Annotated in this window: 14 protein-coding genes; 6 read left to right on the top strand and 8 right to left on the bottom strand. The window is 74.6% G+C overall.

The window, feature by feature from the left end; genetic code table 11:
• Positions 1-111: 111 nt before the first annotated feature.
• The gene (locus tag R3E88_03025) at positions 112-3,381 is read right to left on the bottom strand and encodes a DUF2791 family P-loop domain-containing protein (protein MEZ4215426.1); all 3,270 of its coding nucleotides are present in this window, start codon (positions 3,379-3,381) and stop codon (positions 112-114) included.
• Between the two features lie 77 nt (positions 3,382-3,458).
• Complete coding sequence (locus tag R3E88_03020; protein MEZ4215425.1) at positions 3,459-3,869, bottom strand: hypothetical protein; 411 nt, start codon at positions 3,867-3,869, stop codon at positions 3,459-3,461.
• 137 nt (positions 3,870-4,006) lie between these two features.
• On the opposite strand from R3E88_03020, the gene R3E88_03015 reads away from it, so the two are divergent.
• The 5 genes from R3E88_03015 to R3E88_02995 all read left to right on the top strand — a co-directional run bounded on the left by R3E88_03015 (position 4,007) and on the right by R3E88_02995 (position 8,058).
• Entirely contained in the window at positions 4,007-4,939 is a 933-nt protein-coding gene (locus R3E88_03015; GenBank protein ID MEZ4215424.1) for an HDOD domain-containing protein, read from the top strand.
• A 108-nt stretch (positions 4,940-5,047) separates the two neighbouring features.
• Entirely contained in the window at positions 5,048-5,977 is a 930-nt protein-coding gene (gene grxD, locus R3E88_03010) for a Grx4 family monothiol glutaredoxin (GenBank protein MEZ4215423.1), read from the top strand.
• Between the two features lie 10 nt (positions 5,978-5,987).
• Entirely contained in the window at positions 5,988-6,257 is a 270-nt protein-coding gene (locus R3E88_03005) for a BolA family protein (protein MEZ4215422.1), read from the top strand.
• Positions 6,254-6,670, top strand: coding sequence for a rhodanese-like domain-containing protein (locus R3E88_03000; GenBank protein MEZ4215421.1), 417 nt, complete (start codon positions 6,254-6,256; stop codon positions 6,668-6,670). The genes R3E88_03005 and R3E88_03000 overlap by 4 nt, the downstream gene beginning before the upstream one ends.
• Positions 6,671-6,708: 38 nt before the next feature.
• Complete coding sequence (locus R3E88_02995; protein MEZ4215420.1) at positions 6,709-8,058, top strand: aldo/keto reductase; 1,350 nt, start codon at positions 6,709-6,711, stop codon at positions 8,056-8,058.
• Here the strand turns inward: R3E88_02995 and R3E88_02990 are convergent.
• From R3E88_02990 to R3E88_02965, 6 genes are all read right to left on the bottom strand, one after another.
• Complete coding sequence (locus tag R3E88_02990) at positions 8,055-9,623, bottom strand: GMC oxidoreductase (protein ID MEZ4215419.1); 1,569 nt, start codon at positions 9,621-9,623, stop codon at positions 8,055-8,057. The genes R3E88_02995 and R3E88_02990 overlap by 4 nt on opposite strands.
• A 10-nt stretch (positions 9,624-9,633) precedes the next feature.
• Positions 9,634-10,047 (bottom strand): hypothetical protein, encoded by a 414-nt coding sequence (locus tag R3E88_02985; GenBank protein MEZ4215418.1) that lies wholly within the window; start codon positions 10,045-10,047, stop codon positions 9,634-9,636.
• Positions 10,048-10,151: 104 nt separating this feature from the next.
• Positions 10,152-12,191, bottom strand: coding sequence for a DNA topoisomerase IV subunit A (locus tag R3E88_02980; protein ID MEZ4215417.1), 2,040 nt, complete (start codon positions 12,189-12,191; stop codon positions 10,152-10,154).
• Between the two features lie 9 nt (positions 12,192-12,200).
• Positions 12,201-14,024: an ATP-binding protein gene (locus tag R3E88_02975; protein ID MEZ4215416.1), complete on the bottom strand. Its 1,824-nt coding sequence runs from the start codon at positions 14,022-14,024 to the stop codon at positions 12,201-12,203.
• A gap of 48 nt (positions 14,025-14,072) precedes the next feature.
• The gene (locus R3E88_02970) at positions 14,073-14,924 is read right to left on the bottom strand and encodes a PfkB family carbohydrate kinase (GenBank protein ID MEZ4215415.1); all 852 of its coding nucleotides are present in this window, start codon (positions 14,922-14,924) and stop codon (positions 14,073-14,075) included.
• 74 nt (positions 14,925-14,998) lie between these two features.
• Positions 14,999-15,688 carry a hypothetical protein gene (locus R3E88_02965; protein MEZ4215414.1) on the bottom strand — a complete coding sequence of 230 codons (690 nt, stop codon included), beginning with the start codon at positions 15,686-15,688 and terminating at the stop codon, positions 14,999-15,001.
• Between the two features lie 81 nt (positions 15,689-15,769).
• On the opposite strand from R3E88_02965, the gene dusB reads away from it, so the two are divergent.
• The gene (gene dusB / locus R3E88_02960) at positions 15,770-16,951 is read left to right on the top strand and encodes a tRNA dihydrouridine synthase DusB (protein ID MEZ4215413.1); all 1,182 of its coding nucleotides are present in this window, start codon (positions 15,770-15,772) and stop codon (positions 16,949-16,951) included.
• Positions 16,952-16,961 lie beyond the last annotated feature (10 nt).

Below are 16,961 nucleotides of genomic sequence, written 5' to 3'. Positions count from 1 at the left end.
CGACGCCGTGCGCGGGGCCGCCGCGCGCGGGGCCGCACCGGGAGGGCGTGAGAAACGGTGGAACGATGTTCGAGGGTCGCGGCCCGCGTCGCGCGGGCCGCCGCACGGGCCTCAGAGCCGCCAGTCGACGCGATCGCGGCTCGCGGGCTCGTAGCTCGCGAAGGTTCCCGTCCGGATGCTCCGCCGCAGGTGCTCGGCGAGCGCGGGATCGCACGGGGCGATCTTGTCGATCGCGTACTTGATCGCGCGCGTGACGGAGACGCGCGCGCGCTCCTGCGCCGAGCCCGCGCGGCGCGCGCGGCCGCCGAGCCCGACCGCGCGCGCGACCTCCGCCTCGAGCATCTCGACCTCGAAGCGGAGCGTTTCGGCCCGACCCAGGTCGTGGCAGCGCTCGGCCTCCGCGAGCGCCTCGCGCGCCTCGCGACGGCGGCGCTCGTACTGCGCGCGCGCGGCGGCGTCGAGGTGTTCGCCCGCATCGCCCGCCGCTTGCGCCTCGCCGCGCGGGCCGACGCGCGCGGCCGAGGCGACGAGCGCAGCGGCGTGGACCGCGCGCCCGGGCGCGGCGAGGAGCGCGGCGATGTAGGAGAGGCCGACCATCGGGCGCAGGTGGGAGGTGCGCGATTCGAACGCGAGCGTCCACATCTCGCCTTCCTCGCGGAAGACGCCGACGCGCGCGCGCGCGGTGCGCTCGTCGGTCCCGGCGGGCCCGAGCTGCGCGCGGTCGACGGCGAGCGCCGACCGCGCTTCCGCGACCCAGCGCACGAGCAGCCGCATGCCGTGCGCGCGGCCGAGCGACTCCGCCTCGTCGAGCGCGGCCGCCGCGGCCGCGCGATCGCCCTCGTGCCCTCGCCGGCCGAGCACCACCCCGCGGTGGAGCAGCACCTCCCCCTGCCAGAGCGGCGCGCGCATCTCGAGCGCGCGCTTCGCCGCCCGGTCGAGATGCGCCTCGGCCTCGCTCCACCACTCGAGCGTCTCGGCGAGCTTCGCGAGGCTCAGCTCGACCGGCTCGACGAGGACGACGAGCGGGCGGCTGATCGCGATGCGATCGCGGTACGGCAGCAGCAGCTCGTAGAGCGGCTCGGCGTGCGGGCGCGCGTCGATGCGCGCGCACACGCCGGCGAGCATCGACATGCTCATGAGCCAGGCGCCTTCGCGCGGGATCGCATCGAAGCCCGACGCGGCGATCGCGTCGAGCTCGCGGCGCGCCTCGGCGACGCGCCCCGTCACGCTGCAGAAGTCCGCGACCGCACACCGCCACGCGGGGTTCAGCGGCGCCTCGCCGAAGCCCGCGGCGAGCGCGGGAGCGAGCTCCTCGAGCCGGTCCTGCCAGCCGCGCAGCAGGAACATCTGCTGCGCGTACTCGAGGCCCGGCGAGCGGCGGAGCACGCGGCCGCCGAGCTCGAGCGCGCGCGCGGCGAGCGACTCGGCGTCGTCGAGCCGGCCGTCGAGCAGCGCGATCGCGGTGTCGAAGCGCGCGGCCGCCCACGCGAAGTACGGCATGCCGAGCGCGGCCGACGCGCGCGCGAACACGGCGATCGCCGCGTCGAGGCCGGCGCGATCGCCGGCTTCCGCGAGATCGCCGATGCGCGTGAGCCAGGCGTCGAGCTCGGCCGACGGAGTCGGGTCGAGGCGCAGGATCTCGTCGATGGTCGCGCGCCGCTCGTCGGCGTCGTCGGGGCCGAGGAGGCCGCGCAGCCGCGGCGTCAGCACGAACTCGAGCGCGCGCGGGTTGCCGAGCGCGCGCGCGACGTCGGCGGCCTCGTCGGACAGGCGCCGCGCGCGCGCGCGCGCGCCGGGCACGATCTGCAGGCCCCACGCGAGCCGCGCGAGCAGGAAGGCGCGCAGGGGCGTCGCATCGGGCGGAAGCCCGGCGAGCGCCTCCTCGAGCAGCGCCGTGATCTCGCCGTCCTGCACCAGCGTCTCGGCCGCCGATGCGGCGACGCGCAGCACGGCCGATGCGAACGCCGTCGGCCCCGCCGCGCGCGCCGCGTCGACCGCGCGCGCGAACATCGCGCGCGCCCGCTCCTGGTGGCCCGTCACGTGGAGCGCCTGGCCGAGCCCCGCGAAGAGCGCCCAGCCCTTGCCCGCCCCCGCGTGCGGCTGCGCGGCGAGCGCCCGCTCGAAGTGCGAGATGGCGTCGTCGAACGCGAGCCGCGCGAGCGCGTGCTCGCCCGCCGCCGTGCAGTGGCGGAGCGCGACGCCCGCATCGCCGCCGCGCGCCGCCTCGAACGCGTGGTGCGCGAGCGTCGCGAGCCGCTCGTCTGCGGCCGCTCCCTGCGCTTCGAGCGCGCGAACGACGGCGGCGTGGAGCGCGATGCGCCGCGCCGCCGGCAGCTGCTCGTAGAGCGTCTCGCGCAGCAGGGCGTGCGCGAACGCGTGGCGGTAGAGGACCCCGTCGACCTCGGTCACGAAGCCGCGCCGGCCCGCGCTCGCGAGCGAGGCGCGCACGGACGCCTCGGGCTCGTCGAGCAGCATCGCCAGCACGTCGAGGTCGAACTCGACGCCGACGACGGCCGCGGCCTCGAGCGTCCTCCGTTCGCGCTCGGGCAGGCCGTCGAGGCGCTGCTGCAGGAGGGCGCGCGCGCCGGGCGGGACGCCGCCGAGGGCGAGGCGCTCGCCCGACGGCGACAGCAGGTTCGCGACCTCGAGCACGAGGAACGGATTGCCACCGGTCGTCGACCGCACCTCGTCGACGACGTCCGCCTCGGGCGCCGCGTCGAGGCGACGCGCGAGGAGCGCGGCCACGTCGTCGCGCGGCAGTCCGCCGAGCGCGACCGTGCGCGACGCCGCCATCAAGGACGCGAGGATGCGCGCGCGCTCGTCGCCGGCGACGAGCGCGCCGTCGCGCAGCGTCGCCACGACGAGCACCGGCGCGTGCAGCAGCTCGCGCGCGGCGAACTCGAGCAGCTGCAGCGAGCCGACGTCCGCCCAGTGGAGGTCGTCGAGGACCAGCAGCGCGGGTCGCGCGCGCGCCGCGTCCGCGATCGCGCGGACGACTCGGTCGTAGAGCGCGAATCGCGCGGCCTCGATGGCGCCGTCGCCCGCGCCGCGCCCGACGTCGGCGCGCAGCGCCTGCCGCGCGTGCTCGAGCGCGTCGCGCTCCGGCGCGTCGCACGCCTCCGCGAGCGCGCCGAGCACCCGCGTCCACGGCCAGTAGAGCGGCGCGGCGCCTCCCTCGTGCGCGCGCCCCCACGCGACGGCGGTCCCCTCGCGCGCGGCGCGCGCGGCCAGCGCGAGGATCGTGTGCGTCTTCCCGATGCCCGGCTCGCCGACGACGAACGCGAGGCGCGCGCTGCCGCGGCCGGCCTCGGCGAGCTCGCTGCGCAGGACGCGCAGCTCGCGCTCGCGCCCCACGAGGGTGATCGTGTCGGAAACGTCCATCGCAGCTCCGCGGGCCCGGATCGGCGCGGAGCATGATAGGTCCGCCGGCGGCCGGACCGGCGCGCGAAGACGAGGGGCTAGATGCCCCGCTCGCTCGCGAAGGCGGCGAGCGCCTCGAGCAGCTCCACCATGTCCATCTGACCGGACATCACGAGCAGCGCGGCCTGGTCGAGGCAGCGGTGCAGGCGCTGGAGCGCGAGCAGGCGCTCGATGTCGACGTCGGTGCAGTAGCCGAGCGCGCGGACGATCTCGCCGAGGAGCTGGCCGTCGGAGGCCTGGAGGTCGACGGCCTGCTCGACCTGGTCGAGGGTGAGGACGCCGAGCCGCAGCGCGAGGGCGCCGATCGTGTTGCCGCTGCCGGCCCAGCGACTCGGGGCGGGAAGGCTCGCGGGATCGATCTCGAGGCGCTCGGCCAGGAAGTCCGACAGCGCCTTCGCGTCCTCGCGAGCGAGTCCGAGCGCGCCCGAGTGCTTCGATTCGCGAGCCATGGGCGCCCACATCGGTCGCGGGCCGCGCCGACTCGAGCCCCGCGCGTTCGCGTGCTCATGTAAGCGTCCGCTCCCGCCGAAGCGGAGCCGCGCGCGCACCCGGCGGGACGCGCGCGAGCGGGGGGACGGCGCGCGAGATGAGCGGGCCCGGCGGCAGCGGCGCAGGCGAGGCGCAGGAGCGGAAGCGGGATCGGGAGCGCGGGCGCGACGACGAGTGCGAGAGCGCGCTCGACGCCTACGTCGCCGCGGCCTCGACCGCGCTGCCGGCCATCCCGCGCATCGCGGCGGAGATCGCGCGGCTCGCCGGGGAGCCGACGGCGCCCCTCGACGAGCTCCGCCGCCTGGTCGAGCGCGACCCGGCGCTCACCGCCCGCATCCTCAAGACCTCGAACTCTCCCGTCTACGACTTCCCCGAGGAGGTGCGGAGCCTGTCGCTCGCCTTCTCGCTGCTCGGCCGCGAGGCGGTGTGCAACTCGGTGCTCGCCGTCTCGATGGAGCGCTCGTACGAGCGGCTCGGGCTCATGGAGCGGCTGCTCTGGCAGCACGCGACGCTCGCCGGCCCGGTCGCGGCGCGGCTCGCCGAGCACCCGGCGATCAAGCTCGACGCGAAGCAGGCCTACACCGCGGGCACGCTCCACGACGTCGGGAAGATCGCGCTCGCGAACTCGCACCCGGACGAGTACGAGCGCGTCGTGTCGCGCGTCTACAACGAGGCCACGTCGTTCGTCGCGGTCGAGCGCGAGCACTTCGGGTTCGACCACGCACAGCTCGGCGCGCGCGTCGCGACGGCGTGGTCGCTCCCGGCCGGGCTCGTCGCCGTGATCGAGCACCACCACGATCCGGCGGCGCTCGCGTGCCTGCCCGACGAGACCGCGAACATGACCGCGCTCGTGTCGCTCGCGACGGCGTGCCTGACGCGCCTCGGCGTCGGGCGACGCGAGCCCGTCCCCGACCTCGACCTCACGGCGCATCCCGCGTGGCGCTACCTCGGCCTCGAGCGCGGCGAGCTCGACCGCGTGCTCGGCGTCTGCCGCCACGCGATCGCGAAGAACCGCCGCCTCGTCCGCTGACGGGCGTCTCGCGCGCCCGGAGCGCCGTCGACGGGCTGCTAGACTGCCGCCCCTGGCCGCGCCGCACGCCCCCGCGCGCGCGCGATCGCGGCCGCCGGGAGACACACCATGAGCCTCGACGACGCCCTGCGCGAGCAGCTTTCCGACCTCATCGCCGCGCATCCGGTCACGCTGTTCATGAAGGGCACGCGCCAGCAGCCGCAGTGCGGCTTCTCGAACACCGTCGTGCGCATCCTCGACACGCTCGTCCCCGACTACCAGACGGTCGACGTCCTCTCGAACCCCGACATCCGCGAAGGCATCAAGCTCTTCTCGTCGTGGCCCACGATCCCGCAGCTGTACGTGCGCGGCGAGTTCGTGGGCGGGTGCGACATCGTCCAGGAGATGTTCGAGTCGGGCGAGCTCGCGACCGCGCTCGGCGTGTCCCTGCCGGACGGCGCGGCGCCGGCGATCGAGATCAGCGACGAGGCCGCCGAGCAGCTGCGCGCGGCGGTCGCGCAGCAGTCGGGCCCCGGGCGCGGCCTGCACCTCGCGGTCGACGCGCGCTTCCAGGCGAACCTGTTCATCGGTCCGGTCGGCGGCAACGAGGTCGCCGTCGAGTCGAACGGCGTCCGCCTCCTGCTCGACCCGGTGAGCGCCGCGCGCGCGGACGGCATCCGCATGGACGTCGTGAGCACGCCGCAGGGCCCGGGCTTCAAGATCCACAACCCGAACGCGCCGCAGGTGAAGCCGATGAGCGTGAAGGAGCTCGCGGCGCTCCTCGACGCGGGCGAGCGCTTCGAGCTGCTCGACGTCCGCACCGAGGAGGAGCGCGAGCGCGCGCGCATCCCGGGCGCGACGCTGATGACCGACGCGCAGGCCGAGCGCCTCGAAGCCCTCCCGAAGTCGACGAAGATCGTCTTCCACTGCCACCACGGCGGCCGCAGCCAGCGCGCGGCCGAGCACTTCGCGGCACTCGGGTTCACCGACGTCCACAACGTCGAGGGCGGCATCGACGCGTGGTCGCGCGAGGTCGACCCGAGCGTTCCGCGGTACTGAGGGCTCGCCGATGGCGCTGCAGATCCTGAACGCCGGTCCCGACCCCGAGAAGGTCGCGTCCGATCTCCGCCGCCGGATCGAGGACGCGCTCGACGACGCGCAGGTGAACGTCTCGTCCGCCGGCCCCGGGCACTTCGAGATCCGCGTGGTGTCGCGCGCCTTCGAGGGGCTCGGGCGCGTGAAGCAGCAGCAGCTCGTCTACGCCGCGATCACCGATCTCATGTCCGGGCCGAACGCGCCCGTGCACGCGATCGACCGGATGGAGTGCCTGACGCCGTGACGCGCACGCCGCACCGCACGTCGCCCGCTCGCACGTTCGCGCTGCTCGCCACCGCCCTGCTCGTGCTGTCGCCGCTCGGCGCGGCGTGCGCGGCCGACGAAGCCCCGATCCTCGTCCCGAGCGAGCTCGCGCAGCGCCTGGCCTCCGACGCGCCGCCCGTCGTGCTCGACGTGCGCACCGACGCGGAGTGGAACGAGGGCCACATCGCCGGCGCGATCCACGTCCCGGTCGACGAGATCGAAGCGCGCATGGCCGAGGTGCCGCGCGACCGCGACGTCGTCGTGCACTGCGCCGTCGGCCCGCGCGCGCGGCGCGCCGAGGCCGCGCTCGCGGGCGCGGGCTACGACCGGCTGCTCCACCTCGAGGGCGGCTTCAGGGCCTGGAGCGCGGCCGGCCTCCCGTTCGAGAAGTAGGCGCCGCGGCCGCGCGGTCGCGGGAACGGGAGCGAGCGATGCGCGACGACGACGAGAGCGAAGCGCGCGGCCGCGGCGAGCGCGCCCAGCGCGACGCGGGCATCGACCGGCGCGCCTTCCTCCGCGGGTCGGCGCGCGTCGGCCTCGGCTCGATCGCGCTGCTCTCGGGATGCGACGGCGCGGGCGCGGAGGACGCCGCGACCGGCGGGCGCACGCCCGCGCAGACGCCCGAGATCCGGCGGCGCTCCGTGCTCGGCCGCACGGGCATCGAGATCCCCGACATCGGCTTCGGCGGCTGGGGCCTCGACGGCCAGGACGACGTCGTCCGTCACGCGCTCGACCGCGGCGTCACGCACTTCGACTCCGCACCCGACTACGCCGACGGCCGCTCCGAGGAGACGATCGGCCGCGCGCTCGCCGGCGATCGCGCGCGCGTGACGCTCTCGACGAAGTGCATGGCGCGCGCCGACGCGACGCGCGACGAGATCATGCGCTCGCTCGAGGGGAGCCTGCGGCGGCTGCGCACCGACCGGGTCGACGTCTTCTTCAACCACGCCGTGAACCGCGTCGAGCGCATCCGCAACCCCGAGTGGAGCGAGTTCGTCGCGCGCGCGAAGCAGCAGGGGAAGATCCGCGCGAGCGGCATGTCGGGCCACGGCGGACGGCTCGCCGAGTGCGTCGACGCGGCGATCGACGACGACCTGGCCGACGTGTTCCTGCTCGCGCACAACTACGCGAACCTGCCCTCGTTCTGGACGCAGGCGCAGCGCTTCAAGGACGTGTTCACGGGCGGCTTCGACTTCGTCGCCTATCAGTCGGAGCTGCCGCGCCTGCTCGAGCGCGCGCACGCGAGCGGCCACGGCGTGATGGTGATGAAGACGCGCCGCGGCGCGCAGTACAACGACCTGTCGCGCTTCCGGCGCGACGGCGCGAGCCCGACGCAGGCCGCCCTGCGCTGGGTGCTCGCCGGCCCGCACGTCCACGGCCTGATCGTGACCATGCTGAGCCGCGAGGAGGTCGACCACGACCTCGTCGCGTCGGGCGCGAGCGAGCCGACGCTCGCCGACACCGAGGCGCTGCTGCGCCACGAGGCGCGCAACGCGGGCGCGCTCTGCCAGCTCGGCTGCGGCGACTGCGCGAGCGCGTGCCCGGCGGGCGTCGACGTCGCGGGAGCGCTGCGCGCGCGCATGTACGCCGAGCGCTACGCGCGGCCCGACGTCGCCGCGCGCGAGTACGCGGCGCTCGCCGCGCCCGCGGCGGCGTGCGCGACCTGCGCGTCTCCCGTCTGCCGCAGCGCCTGCCCGGGCGACCTCGACATCCGCGCGCTCGCGAGCGGCGCGCACCGCGCGCTCGCACCGGCGCCGCACTCGCGCCTCCCGCGCGCCTAGCCTTCGGCCCCGAGGCTTCGCCGCAGCTCGCGCGCGAGCCGCACCGCGAGCGCCACGATCGTGAGCGTCGGGTTCGCGAAGCCGCACGTCGGGAACACCGAGCTCCCCGCGACGTAGAGGTTGTCGATGCCGTGCACGCGCGCGTTGCGGTCGACGACGCCGCGCGCGGGGTCGTCGCTCATGCGCGTCGTCCCGAAGTGGTGGTGCCCGCCGTGCAGGTAGCCCGCGCCGCGCGCGCTCGGGTCGTAGCCGGCGGGCCAGTCGCGCACGCGGCCGAGCCCGAGGCGCCCGAGCTCCTTCGCCACGAGCGCGCGCCCGCGCGCGAGCGTGTGCAGGTCGAGCTCGCCGAGCCTCCAGTCCATCACCACGCGTCGCATGCCGAGCGCGTCGCGCTCCTCGCCGAGCGTGATGCGGCTGTCGGGGTTCGGCACCTGCTCGGGCCGCTCGGCGAGCGTCGCGACGAAGCCCTCGCGCGCGCCGCGCGCGTCGTGCTCGACGCCGGCGACGAAGGCGGCGACGTCGCGCTCGAGCCGCTCGCCGCCCGCCGGGTCGTAGATGGCGCGCAGCTGCTCGACCGCCTCGCGCACCGGCCCGAGGATGCCCTTGCGGTGCGGCGAGCCCCCGCCGAGCACGAGCACGTGGTAGCCCGCCATCCGCTCGGCGCGCGCGGCCGCGGGCGTCACCGCCGTCGCGACGATCGCGTGCGGCGACGCGCTGCCGCGCCCGACCATCGCCTCCATTCCCGGGTCCGTCGCCCAGCGCGCCTCGACCACCTGCGGGTGCTGCAGGAAGAAGCGCCCCACGAGGTCGCGCCCGTTGCCGAGCCCCTCGCGCTGCACGGACGTCGACGCGAGCAGCAGGCGCGCGTTCTCGACCGCGCCGGTCGCGACCACGTAGCGGCGCGCGTGCACGCGGAGCGCGCGGCCGGCGAGCGTCGACGCGCGCACGCCGGTCGCCGTGCGGGCCTCGCCGTCGACCTCGATCTCGAGCGCGTTCGCGTGCAGGACGACGCGCACGTCGCGCGCGTCGCGCAGCGCGTCGCGGTAGGCGGTACCGAGGCGGATCGGCGGGCGGCTGCGGTGGATCACGAAGTTGCGCAGCGTCGGCGTGTCGAGGCCGACGTCGTCGCGCGCCTCCTCGTCCGTGCGCCAGCGGCGGAAGTCGTAGTCGAACGCGTCGAAGCCGAGGATGCGGTGCGCGGTGGCGTAGTCGTCGTCGAGCGCCGCGCGCGCGAACGGCCAGCCGCTGTGCGGGATCCAGGGCCGTTCCTCGAAGTCGCTCTCGTCGAGCGGGAAGCACCAGCCGCCCCAGTGGCCGGTCGTCCCGCCGAGCACGCGCAAGCGGTTCACGTCGAGCGGATCGGTCTGGATGCCGACCTGCGCCGACGCGTAGAGCGCCTGCGCATCCGGCTCGAGCTCGAGGCCGCCGCCCTCGAGCACGACGACCTCGAGGCCGCGGTCGCGCAGCTCGAGCGCGAGCGCGATGCCGGCGGCGCCGGCGCCGACGACGCACACGTCGGCGCGGACGATCGCGCCGTCCTCGAGCTCGACCGCGTCGACGATCACGCGCGCGCTCCTACGCCTGTCGGACGGCGAGCCACGCGCAGAAGCGGACCTCGGTCTGCGAGAGCCACCAGCCGTCGAGCTCGACCACGCCGCCGTCCGCGAAGTCGTCCCGCTGGCGCGCGCGCAGCCAGGCGCGCACGCGTTCGTCGCGCAGGTCGAGGCCGCCGCGGCGCGCGGCCTCGGGGAGGTCGCCGAGCAGGCGCTCGAGCACGGCGCGGTCGGCTTCGGCGGGGTGCGCGCGCAGCCACGCGCGGCCGACGCGGAGCGCGTGGACGCCGGTCGGGTCGGCGAGCGCGGCGGGAAGCTCGAGCAGCCCGGGGCCGCCGGCGCGCCGCGCCGCGAGCTCGAGCGCCGCGAGGCCGGCGGCGCTCGCCGCGCCCGCGGCGACGCCGAGCCCGAGCAGCTGTCGACGCGTGATCGGCACGCGCCGAGCATCGGCGGCGCGCGCGCGCCGCGCAACCGCCGCGGCCCCGACGCGCACCGCGTTGCATCCGCCGCCCGCGCGCTCGGGCCCGAGGCGGCCGGAGATCAGAAGAGCTCGCCCTGCCCCGGCCTTCCCGTGCCCGGCGCGCCGCCGCGCGTCTTCGACGCCGCCGCGCGGCCCGCGCGCGAGCGCGGCGCCGTCGAGATCCCGCCGCCGAGCTTGCGCGGCGGCGGCTCCTTGCGCGGCGCGTGCGACACCTTCGCGACGGGCTTCGGCGCGAGGCGCGTGCCGCGCGCCGTCGTGCCCGTCGGCACGAGCTCGCCGAGGTCGAACTTCGCGCTCTTCAGCCGCTGGCGCTTCGCGGGCACGAACTCGAGCGTGACGACGCCCGCCTCGGGCGGCCGCAAGAGGAGATCGATGCGGCCCGCCTTGTCGCGCACGAGCTGGTACTCGCGGTTGCGCACGAACTTGTCGATCGAGATCTGCTTCGCGAACGCGAAGCGCTTCGCGTCGCGGTACACGACCGTGAAGTCCTCGGGCTTCTCGGGGTCGAACGGCGCGCAGTACAGGAGCTTCGAGGAGAAGAGCTGCTTCTCGGGCGCCTGCATGATCCGGTACGTGCCGTCCTGCGCGATCGCGAGCACGTGGTCGAACTCGCTGACGGTGAGCTTGAAGCGCTCGCCCTTCACGGCCGAGCCGAAGAAGCCGGTGTCGGGGTCGTACGAGAGCTTGACGTTCTGGAGCGCGACCGCCTTCTTGTCGACGGCCTCGATCTGCGTGACCGACGTGCGGCGCGGGAACTGGTCGCCGTAGCGCTCGAGCAGGCCCTTCACGTAGTCGATCGTCGTCTTCTTCATGTGGGCGAGCTTGCGGTCGCACGCCTTGATGCCGTCGTCGACGTCCTTCAGGTCCTTCTTGTTCTTCTCGATGTCGAAGAGCGAGATGCGCCGGATGCGGAGGTCGAGCAGGCGCTTCACGTCCTCCTCGACCATCGGCCGCACGAAGAGCCGCTCGTGCTCGTGCATGCCCTCCCACACCTCGTCGCGGACGGCCTCGCCGGTGCGCGCCTTCTCGATGCGCTTGTACACGCGCTTCTCGACGAAGATGCGCTCGAGCGTCAGCCAGTGCTTGCGGTCGACGAGGCGTGCGCGCTCGAACTCGAGCTCGGCCTCGAGCTGCTCGCGGAGCTGCTGCGTGAGCCAGGTGAGCACTTCGCTCACGCTGAGCTGCTCGGGCTTGCGATCGCGCACGACGATCAGGTTCGACGACACCGAGACGCTGCAGTCGGTGTAGGCGTAGAGCTGCGGGATGACCTCGTCCGCCGTGACGCCGCGCGGGAGCGCGAGCTCGATCTCGACGCGGTCCGTCGTGAAGTCGTTGATCGAGGCGACCTTGATGCGACCGCGCTGGGCGGCCGCCTCGATCGACGCGATCAGGCTCTCGGTCGTCGTGCCGTAGGGGATCTCGCGGACGACGACGTGCTTCTCGTCGCGCGCCTCGATCTTCGCGCGCACCTCGACCTTGCCGCGGCCGTCGTCGTAGGCCGACGCGTCCATCAGGCCGCCCTGCTGGAAGTCCGGCAGGAGCGTCACCGGCTTCCCCTGGATCAGGTCGATCTGCGCGCGCCAGAGCTCGGCGAGGTTGTGCGGCAGGATCTTCGTCGACATGCCGACCGCGATGCCCTCGGTGCCGAGCATCAGCACGACCGGCAGCTTCGCGGGCAGGCAGACGGGCTCCTTGTTGCGCCCGTCGTAGCTCGACACGTACGGCGTCAGGTCCGGGTCGAAGAGCGTCTCGAGCGCGAGCGGCGTGAGCCGCGCCTCGATGTAGCGCGGCGCGGCGGCGGGCTGGCCCGTCAGCGGGTCGCCGAAGTTGCCCTGGCGATCGATGAAGAAGTCCTTGTTGGCGAGCACGACGAGCGCGTCGCCGATCGCGGCGTCGCCGTGCGGGTGCAGCTTCATCGTCTCGCCGACGATGCTCGCCACCTTGTGGTAGCGCCCGTCGTGCATCGAGAAGAGCGTGTGCAGGATGCGCCGCTGCACGGGCTTCAGGCCGTCGCGGATGTCGGGAATGGCGCGATCGAGGATGAAGTAGCTCGCGTAGTCGACGAAGTGCTCGCGCATCAGCGCTTCGAGCTGCGCCATCCGGGAGCCCTAGGCCTGCACGACGTCGGCGTGCAGGTTGTTCACGATGAAGTCGCGCCGCTCGGGCGTGTTCTTCCCCATGAAGAAGTCGAGGTGCTTCGAGACCTCGCCGATGCTCTGCACCGACACCGGCACGAGCCGCATCTCGTCGCCGATGAACTGCTTGAACTCGCGCGGGCCGATCTCGCCGAGGCCCTTGAAGCGCGTCACCTCGGGCCCGTCGAGCGCGCGCATCGCCGCGTCGCGCTCGTCCTCGGAGTAGCAGTAGCGGGTGTCGCGCTTGTTGCGGACGCGGAAGAGCGGCGTCTCGAGGATGTAGAGGTGGCCCTTGACCACGAGCTCCTCGAAGAAGCGCAGGAAGAACGTCAGCAGCAGGTTGCGGATGTGCATGCCGTCGACGTCGGCGTCGGTGGCGAGCACGACGCGGTTGTAGCGGAGCCCCTCGACGCCGTCCTCGATGCCGAGCGCGCGCATGAGGTTGTAGAGCTCCTCGTTCTTGTAGATCGCGTCGCGCTTGAGGCCGTGGCAGTTGAGCGGCTTGCCGCGCAGCGTGAACACCGCCTGCGTGAAGACGTCGCGCGACGGGATCATCACGCCGCCCGCGGAGTCGCCCTCGCCGATGAAGATCGTCGTCTCCTCGCGCCGCTTCCCCTTCGGATCGTCGAAGTGGACCTTGCAGTCGGTGAGCTTCGGGATGCGGATGGCGACGCGCTTCGCGCGCTCGCGCGCCTCCTTCTTGATCGCCGTGAGCTCCTTCCGCACGCGCTCGTTGGCGACCACCTTCGCGACGAGCTGCTGCGCCTGCTCCGGGTTCTGGTGCAGCCAGCGGACGACGTTGTCCTTCACCTGCGACACGATCGTGCCGCGCACCTCGGTCGAGCCGAGCTTGTTCTTCGTCTGGCTCTCGAAGACCGGGTCCTGCAGCTTGATCGCGACCGCGCCGACGATGCCGTCCCGGACGTCCTCGCCGGCGAAGTTCTTCTTCGCGAACTCGTTGACGCCCTTGAGCACGCCCTCGCGGAACGCGCTCTGGTGGGTGCCGCCGTCGTTCGTGTACTGGCCGTTCACGAAGGAGAAGTACGTCTCGCCGTACGCGTGCGTGTGCGTGAACGCGAACTCGAGCCGCTCGCCCTTGAAGTAGACGACGTCGTAGAGCGGCGGCTCGTCGCCCATCTCGTGCTGCAGCAGGTCGGCGAGGCCGCGCGCGCTCCGGTACTTCTCGCCGGCGTACTCGATCGTGAGGCCCGCGTTGAGGAACGCGTAGTACCGCAGGCGCTGCGCGACGAACTCCTCGTTCCAGTCGTAGCGCTTGAAGATCTCGAGGTCGGGCGTGAAGCGGACGTGGGTGCCGGTCGGCGTCTCTTCGTCCTTGCCCTTCGCGTCGCGCACGAGGCGGCCGCGCGCGAACTCGGCGCGCCGGAAGCGGCCCTCGCGCCAGCTCGTGACCTCGAACTCCGAGGACAGCGCGTTCACCGCCTTCGTGCCGACCCCGTTCAGGCCGACCGAGAACTGGAACACGTCGTCGTTGTACTTGCCGCCGGTGTTGATCTGGCTGACGCACTCGACGAGCTTGCCGAGCGGGATGCCGCGTCCGAAGTCGCGCACGCTCATGGACGGGCCGTCGCGCTCGATCACGATGCGCCGCCCCTCGCCCATGATGAACTCGTCGATCGCGTTGTCGACGACCTCCTTCAGCATCACGTAGATGCCGTCGAGCGGATGCGTGCCGTTGCCGAGCCGGCCGATGTACATGCCGGTGCGCAGCCGGATGTGCTCGAGCGCGTCCAGCGTCTGGATCGACTTCTCGTCGTAGCTCGCCTTGGCCCGGGCCATTCCCCTCCCACCCTCGGGCGCGGAGGTTCGGCGATCCGCCCGGCCCCTTCAAGCGCCGAGCGCGCCGCGGGGGAGGTCGCGCTCGCCGAGCAGCCGCGCCGTCGCGCCGAGCGCGGTGCACGCGACCGCCCCGGCGCGACTCGCGACCGCGAGGCTCTCGAGCACGGGGAGCCCGCGCGCGACGCCGGCGGCGAACGCGCCGTGGAAGGCGTCGCCCGCGCCCGTCGTGTCGACGGCGCGGACGCGGTGCGGCGCGATGCGACGGAACCGGCCGCCGACGAGCGCGAGCGCGCCGCGCGCGCCGAGCGTGACCACGGGCGTCCCGCCCGAGCGCGCGCGCAGGGCGCGCAGCGTCTCGCGGACGTCGCCCGCGGCGAAGCGCTCCGCGAACTCGAGCGGCACGATCGGGAAGTCGGTGAGCGCGACGAGCCCGAGGACGGCGCGACCGGGTCGCGTGTAGTCGCCGACGGTCGCGGCGCCGACGGCGCGCGCCTTCGCGAGCGCCTCGCGCGCGCGCCCGGCGAAGTGGCCGTCGCAGACGACGACCGCGCCGCGTCGTACGGGCGCGAGGTCGAAGCGCGGTGCGCCGCGTTCGAGCGCGCGCCGGTCGCGCACGACGAAGCGCCGCTCGCCCGTCCGCCGGTCGACCAGCACGAGCGCGACCGGCGTCGCGGCCGCCGGGCTGCGAGCGACGCGGCGGGTCGCGACGCCGCGCGCGCGCAGCGCGCGCAGGAGCGCGCGCCCCTCCGCGTCGTCGCCGACCGCCGAGAGCAGCTCCGCGCGGCACCCGAGCGCGGCCGCCTGCACGAGCGCGTTCGCCGCCATGCCGCCCGGCGCGACGACCCGCTCGCGGTAGCGCGTGCGCGCACCCGCGAGCGCGAGGTCGTCGACGCGATACACGTGGTCGACGACGCACAGGCCGACGCCGACGACGCGGCCCGAGCGGGCCGCCGCGGCTCCCGGCGCGCCGGCCCTCAGTCGAGCGTGCGGAGCTCTTCGGTCCACGTGCCGTCGCCGGCGCTGAAGACGAGCACGCGCTGCGAGGTGGTGACCTCGGCCAGCGTCGCGACGGCGCGCGCCTGCTCGACGTCCTCGTGGACGCGCAGCGGGATCGACACGAAGCCGCCCGACGCCGGCGAGAGCCCCATCGCGCGGCGGTTCGTGACGACGAGCGCCGTGCTCGACGCGAGGCTCGAGCGCTGCACGGCCTCCTGCGGCGAGAGGACCTCCTCGCGCCAGTGGCCGTCGAAGCCGATCGCGCGCTGCGAGGTGAGGAAGAGCGCGAGTCGCGCGTCGACGTCCGCGCGCGACGGCGTCGACTCGGCGATGCGCAGTCGCCGCTCCGTCCAGCCCGACTTCGCGGAGAAGCCGAGCAGGCGGCGGTTGGTCACGACGATGCCGATGCGCCCGCGCGCCTCGTGCGAGAGCAGCCGCTCGCCCGGGTCGAGCCGCAGCGAGCTCGAGCCGCGCGCGACCGCGTCGACGCCCACGACCTCGCGGTCGAGCACGCGCACGATCACCGTGTCCTCGATCGCGGACTCGACGTCGCTCGTCGCGCGCGCGTCGGGCGCGGGGGGCGCGAGCGCGAGGAGGGCGCCGCAGACGGCGGCGGCGACCGAGGGCGATCGGCGTCTCGGCGCGCGTCCGGGGCCGGCGTTGCGCAAGCTCGTTCCTCCCGCCACGCTGGTCGGCTCGCGCGGCGCCGGCCGAGTGTAGGCGCTCGCGGGGAACGGGAGCACCACGGCGTGGACGATCGCTACAAGAGCGCGGAGAACCGCGACGTCGCGCCCGCCGCGCCGGGCGAGTTCGCGCCCGTCGCGATCGGCCCGCTGCGCGTGTGGCCGCCGGTGGTGCTCGCGCCGATGGCGGGCATCACGAACCCGCCCTACCGGCGCATCTGCCGCGGCTTCGGCGCGGGCCTGTACGTGTCGGAGATGATCACCGCGCGCGCGCTCGTCGAGGGCAACGAGAAGACGCTGCGCCTCGCCGGGTTCGACCCGGACGAGCGCCCGCGCAGCCTCCAGCTCTACGGCGTCGACCCGCTCTGGGTGGGGCGCGCGGTCGAGTGGCTGTGCGGCGAGGGCCGCGTCGACCACCTCGACATGAACTTCGGCTGCCCGGTGCGCAAGGTGACGAGCCGCGGCGGCGGCGCGGCGCTCCCCGCGAAGCCGCGCCTGCTCGCGCGCATCGTGCGCGCGGCCGTGCGCGCGGCCGGCGACGTTCCCGTCACGATCAAGTTCCGCATGGGCATCGAGGACGACTGGCTCACCTTCCGCGACGCGGGCCGCATCGGCGAGGACGAGGGCTGTGCGGCCGTCGCCATGCACGCGCGCACGGCCGCGCAGCACTACGACGGCGACGCGTGCTGGGACGCGATCGGCGAGCTGAAGCAGCTCGTCCGCACGATCCCCGTGCTCGGGAACGGCGACGTCTGGGAGGCGGGCGATGCGCTGCGCATGATGCGCGCGACCGGCTGCGACGGCGTCGTCGTCGGCCGCGGCTGCCTCGGGCGCCCCTGGCTGTTCCGCGACCTCGCGTGCGTGTTCGACGGACGCGAACCGCCCGACCCGCCGCGCTTCGGCGAGATCGCGCGCGTGATGGTCGAGCACGCGCGACTGCTCGCGGAGTGGATGGGAGAGCGCCAGGGCGCGCGCAACTTCCGCAAGCACGCCACCTGGTACACGAAGGGCTTCCCGCAGAGCGCGCGCCTGCGCGACCGGCTGATCGCGATCGATTCGGTCGCGGAGCTCGAGGCGATCCTCGCGGAGGTCGACCCGGAGATGTGGTTCCCGCCGTCGGCGATGCGCGCGCGTCGCGGCAAGCGCGGCGGGCGGCAGCGCGTCGCGCTGCCCGAGGGCTACCGGGAGCAGGTCGACGACGACACGCCGCCGGGCGCCGAGGCCGAGTCGATCGCGTCGGGAGGCTAGGCGCGGCGCC

The organism is Myxococcota bacterium (genome assembly GCA_041389495.1).
In the GTDB taxonomy this organism is placed as follows: Bacteria; Myxococcota_A; UBA9160; order UBA9160; family UBA4427; genus JAWKRT01.
Note: the sequence above shows the minus strand (reverse complement) of the source record. Positions and strands in the feature narration are given on the sequence as shown.

Excerpts from the sequence above, each read along its gene's own strand:
- R3E88_03015 (MEZ4215424.1), top strand. The coding sequence starts at position 4,007 with ATGAGCGGGCCCGGCGGCAGCGGCGCAGGCGAGGCGCAGGAGCGGAAG.
- R3E88_03005 (MEZ4215422.1), top strand. The coding sequence starts at position 5,988 with ATGGCGCTGCAGATCCTGAACGCCGGTCCCGACCCCGAGAAGGTCGCG.
- R3E88_03025 (MEZ4215426.1), bottom strand. The coding sequence starts at position 3,381 with ATGGACGTTTCCGACACGATCACCCTCGTGGGGCGCGAGCGCGAGCTG.
- grxD (MEZ4215423.1), top strand. The coding sequence starts at position 5,048 with ATGAGCCTCGACGACGCCCTGCGCGAGCAGCTTTCCGACCTCATCGCC.
- R3E88_02995 (MEZ4215420.1), top strand. The coding sequence starts at position 6,709 with ATGCGCGACGACGACGAGAGCGAAGCGCGCGGCCGCGGCGAGCGCGCC.
- R3E88_02975 (MEZ4215416.1), bottom strand. The coding sequence starts at position 14,024 with ATGGCCCGGGCCAAGGCGAGCTACGACGAGAAGTCGATCCAGACGCTG.
- R3E88_02980 (MEZ4215417.1), bottom strand. The coding sequence starts at position 12,191 with ATGGCGCAGCTCGAAGCGCTGATGCGCGAGCACTTCGTCGACTACGCG.
- R3E88_03020 (MEZ4215425.1), bottom strand. The coding sequence starts at position 3,869 with ATGGCTCGCGAATCGAAGCACTCGGGCGCGCTCGGACTCGCTCGCGAG.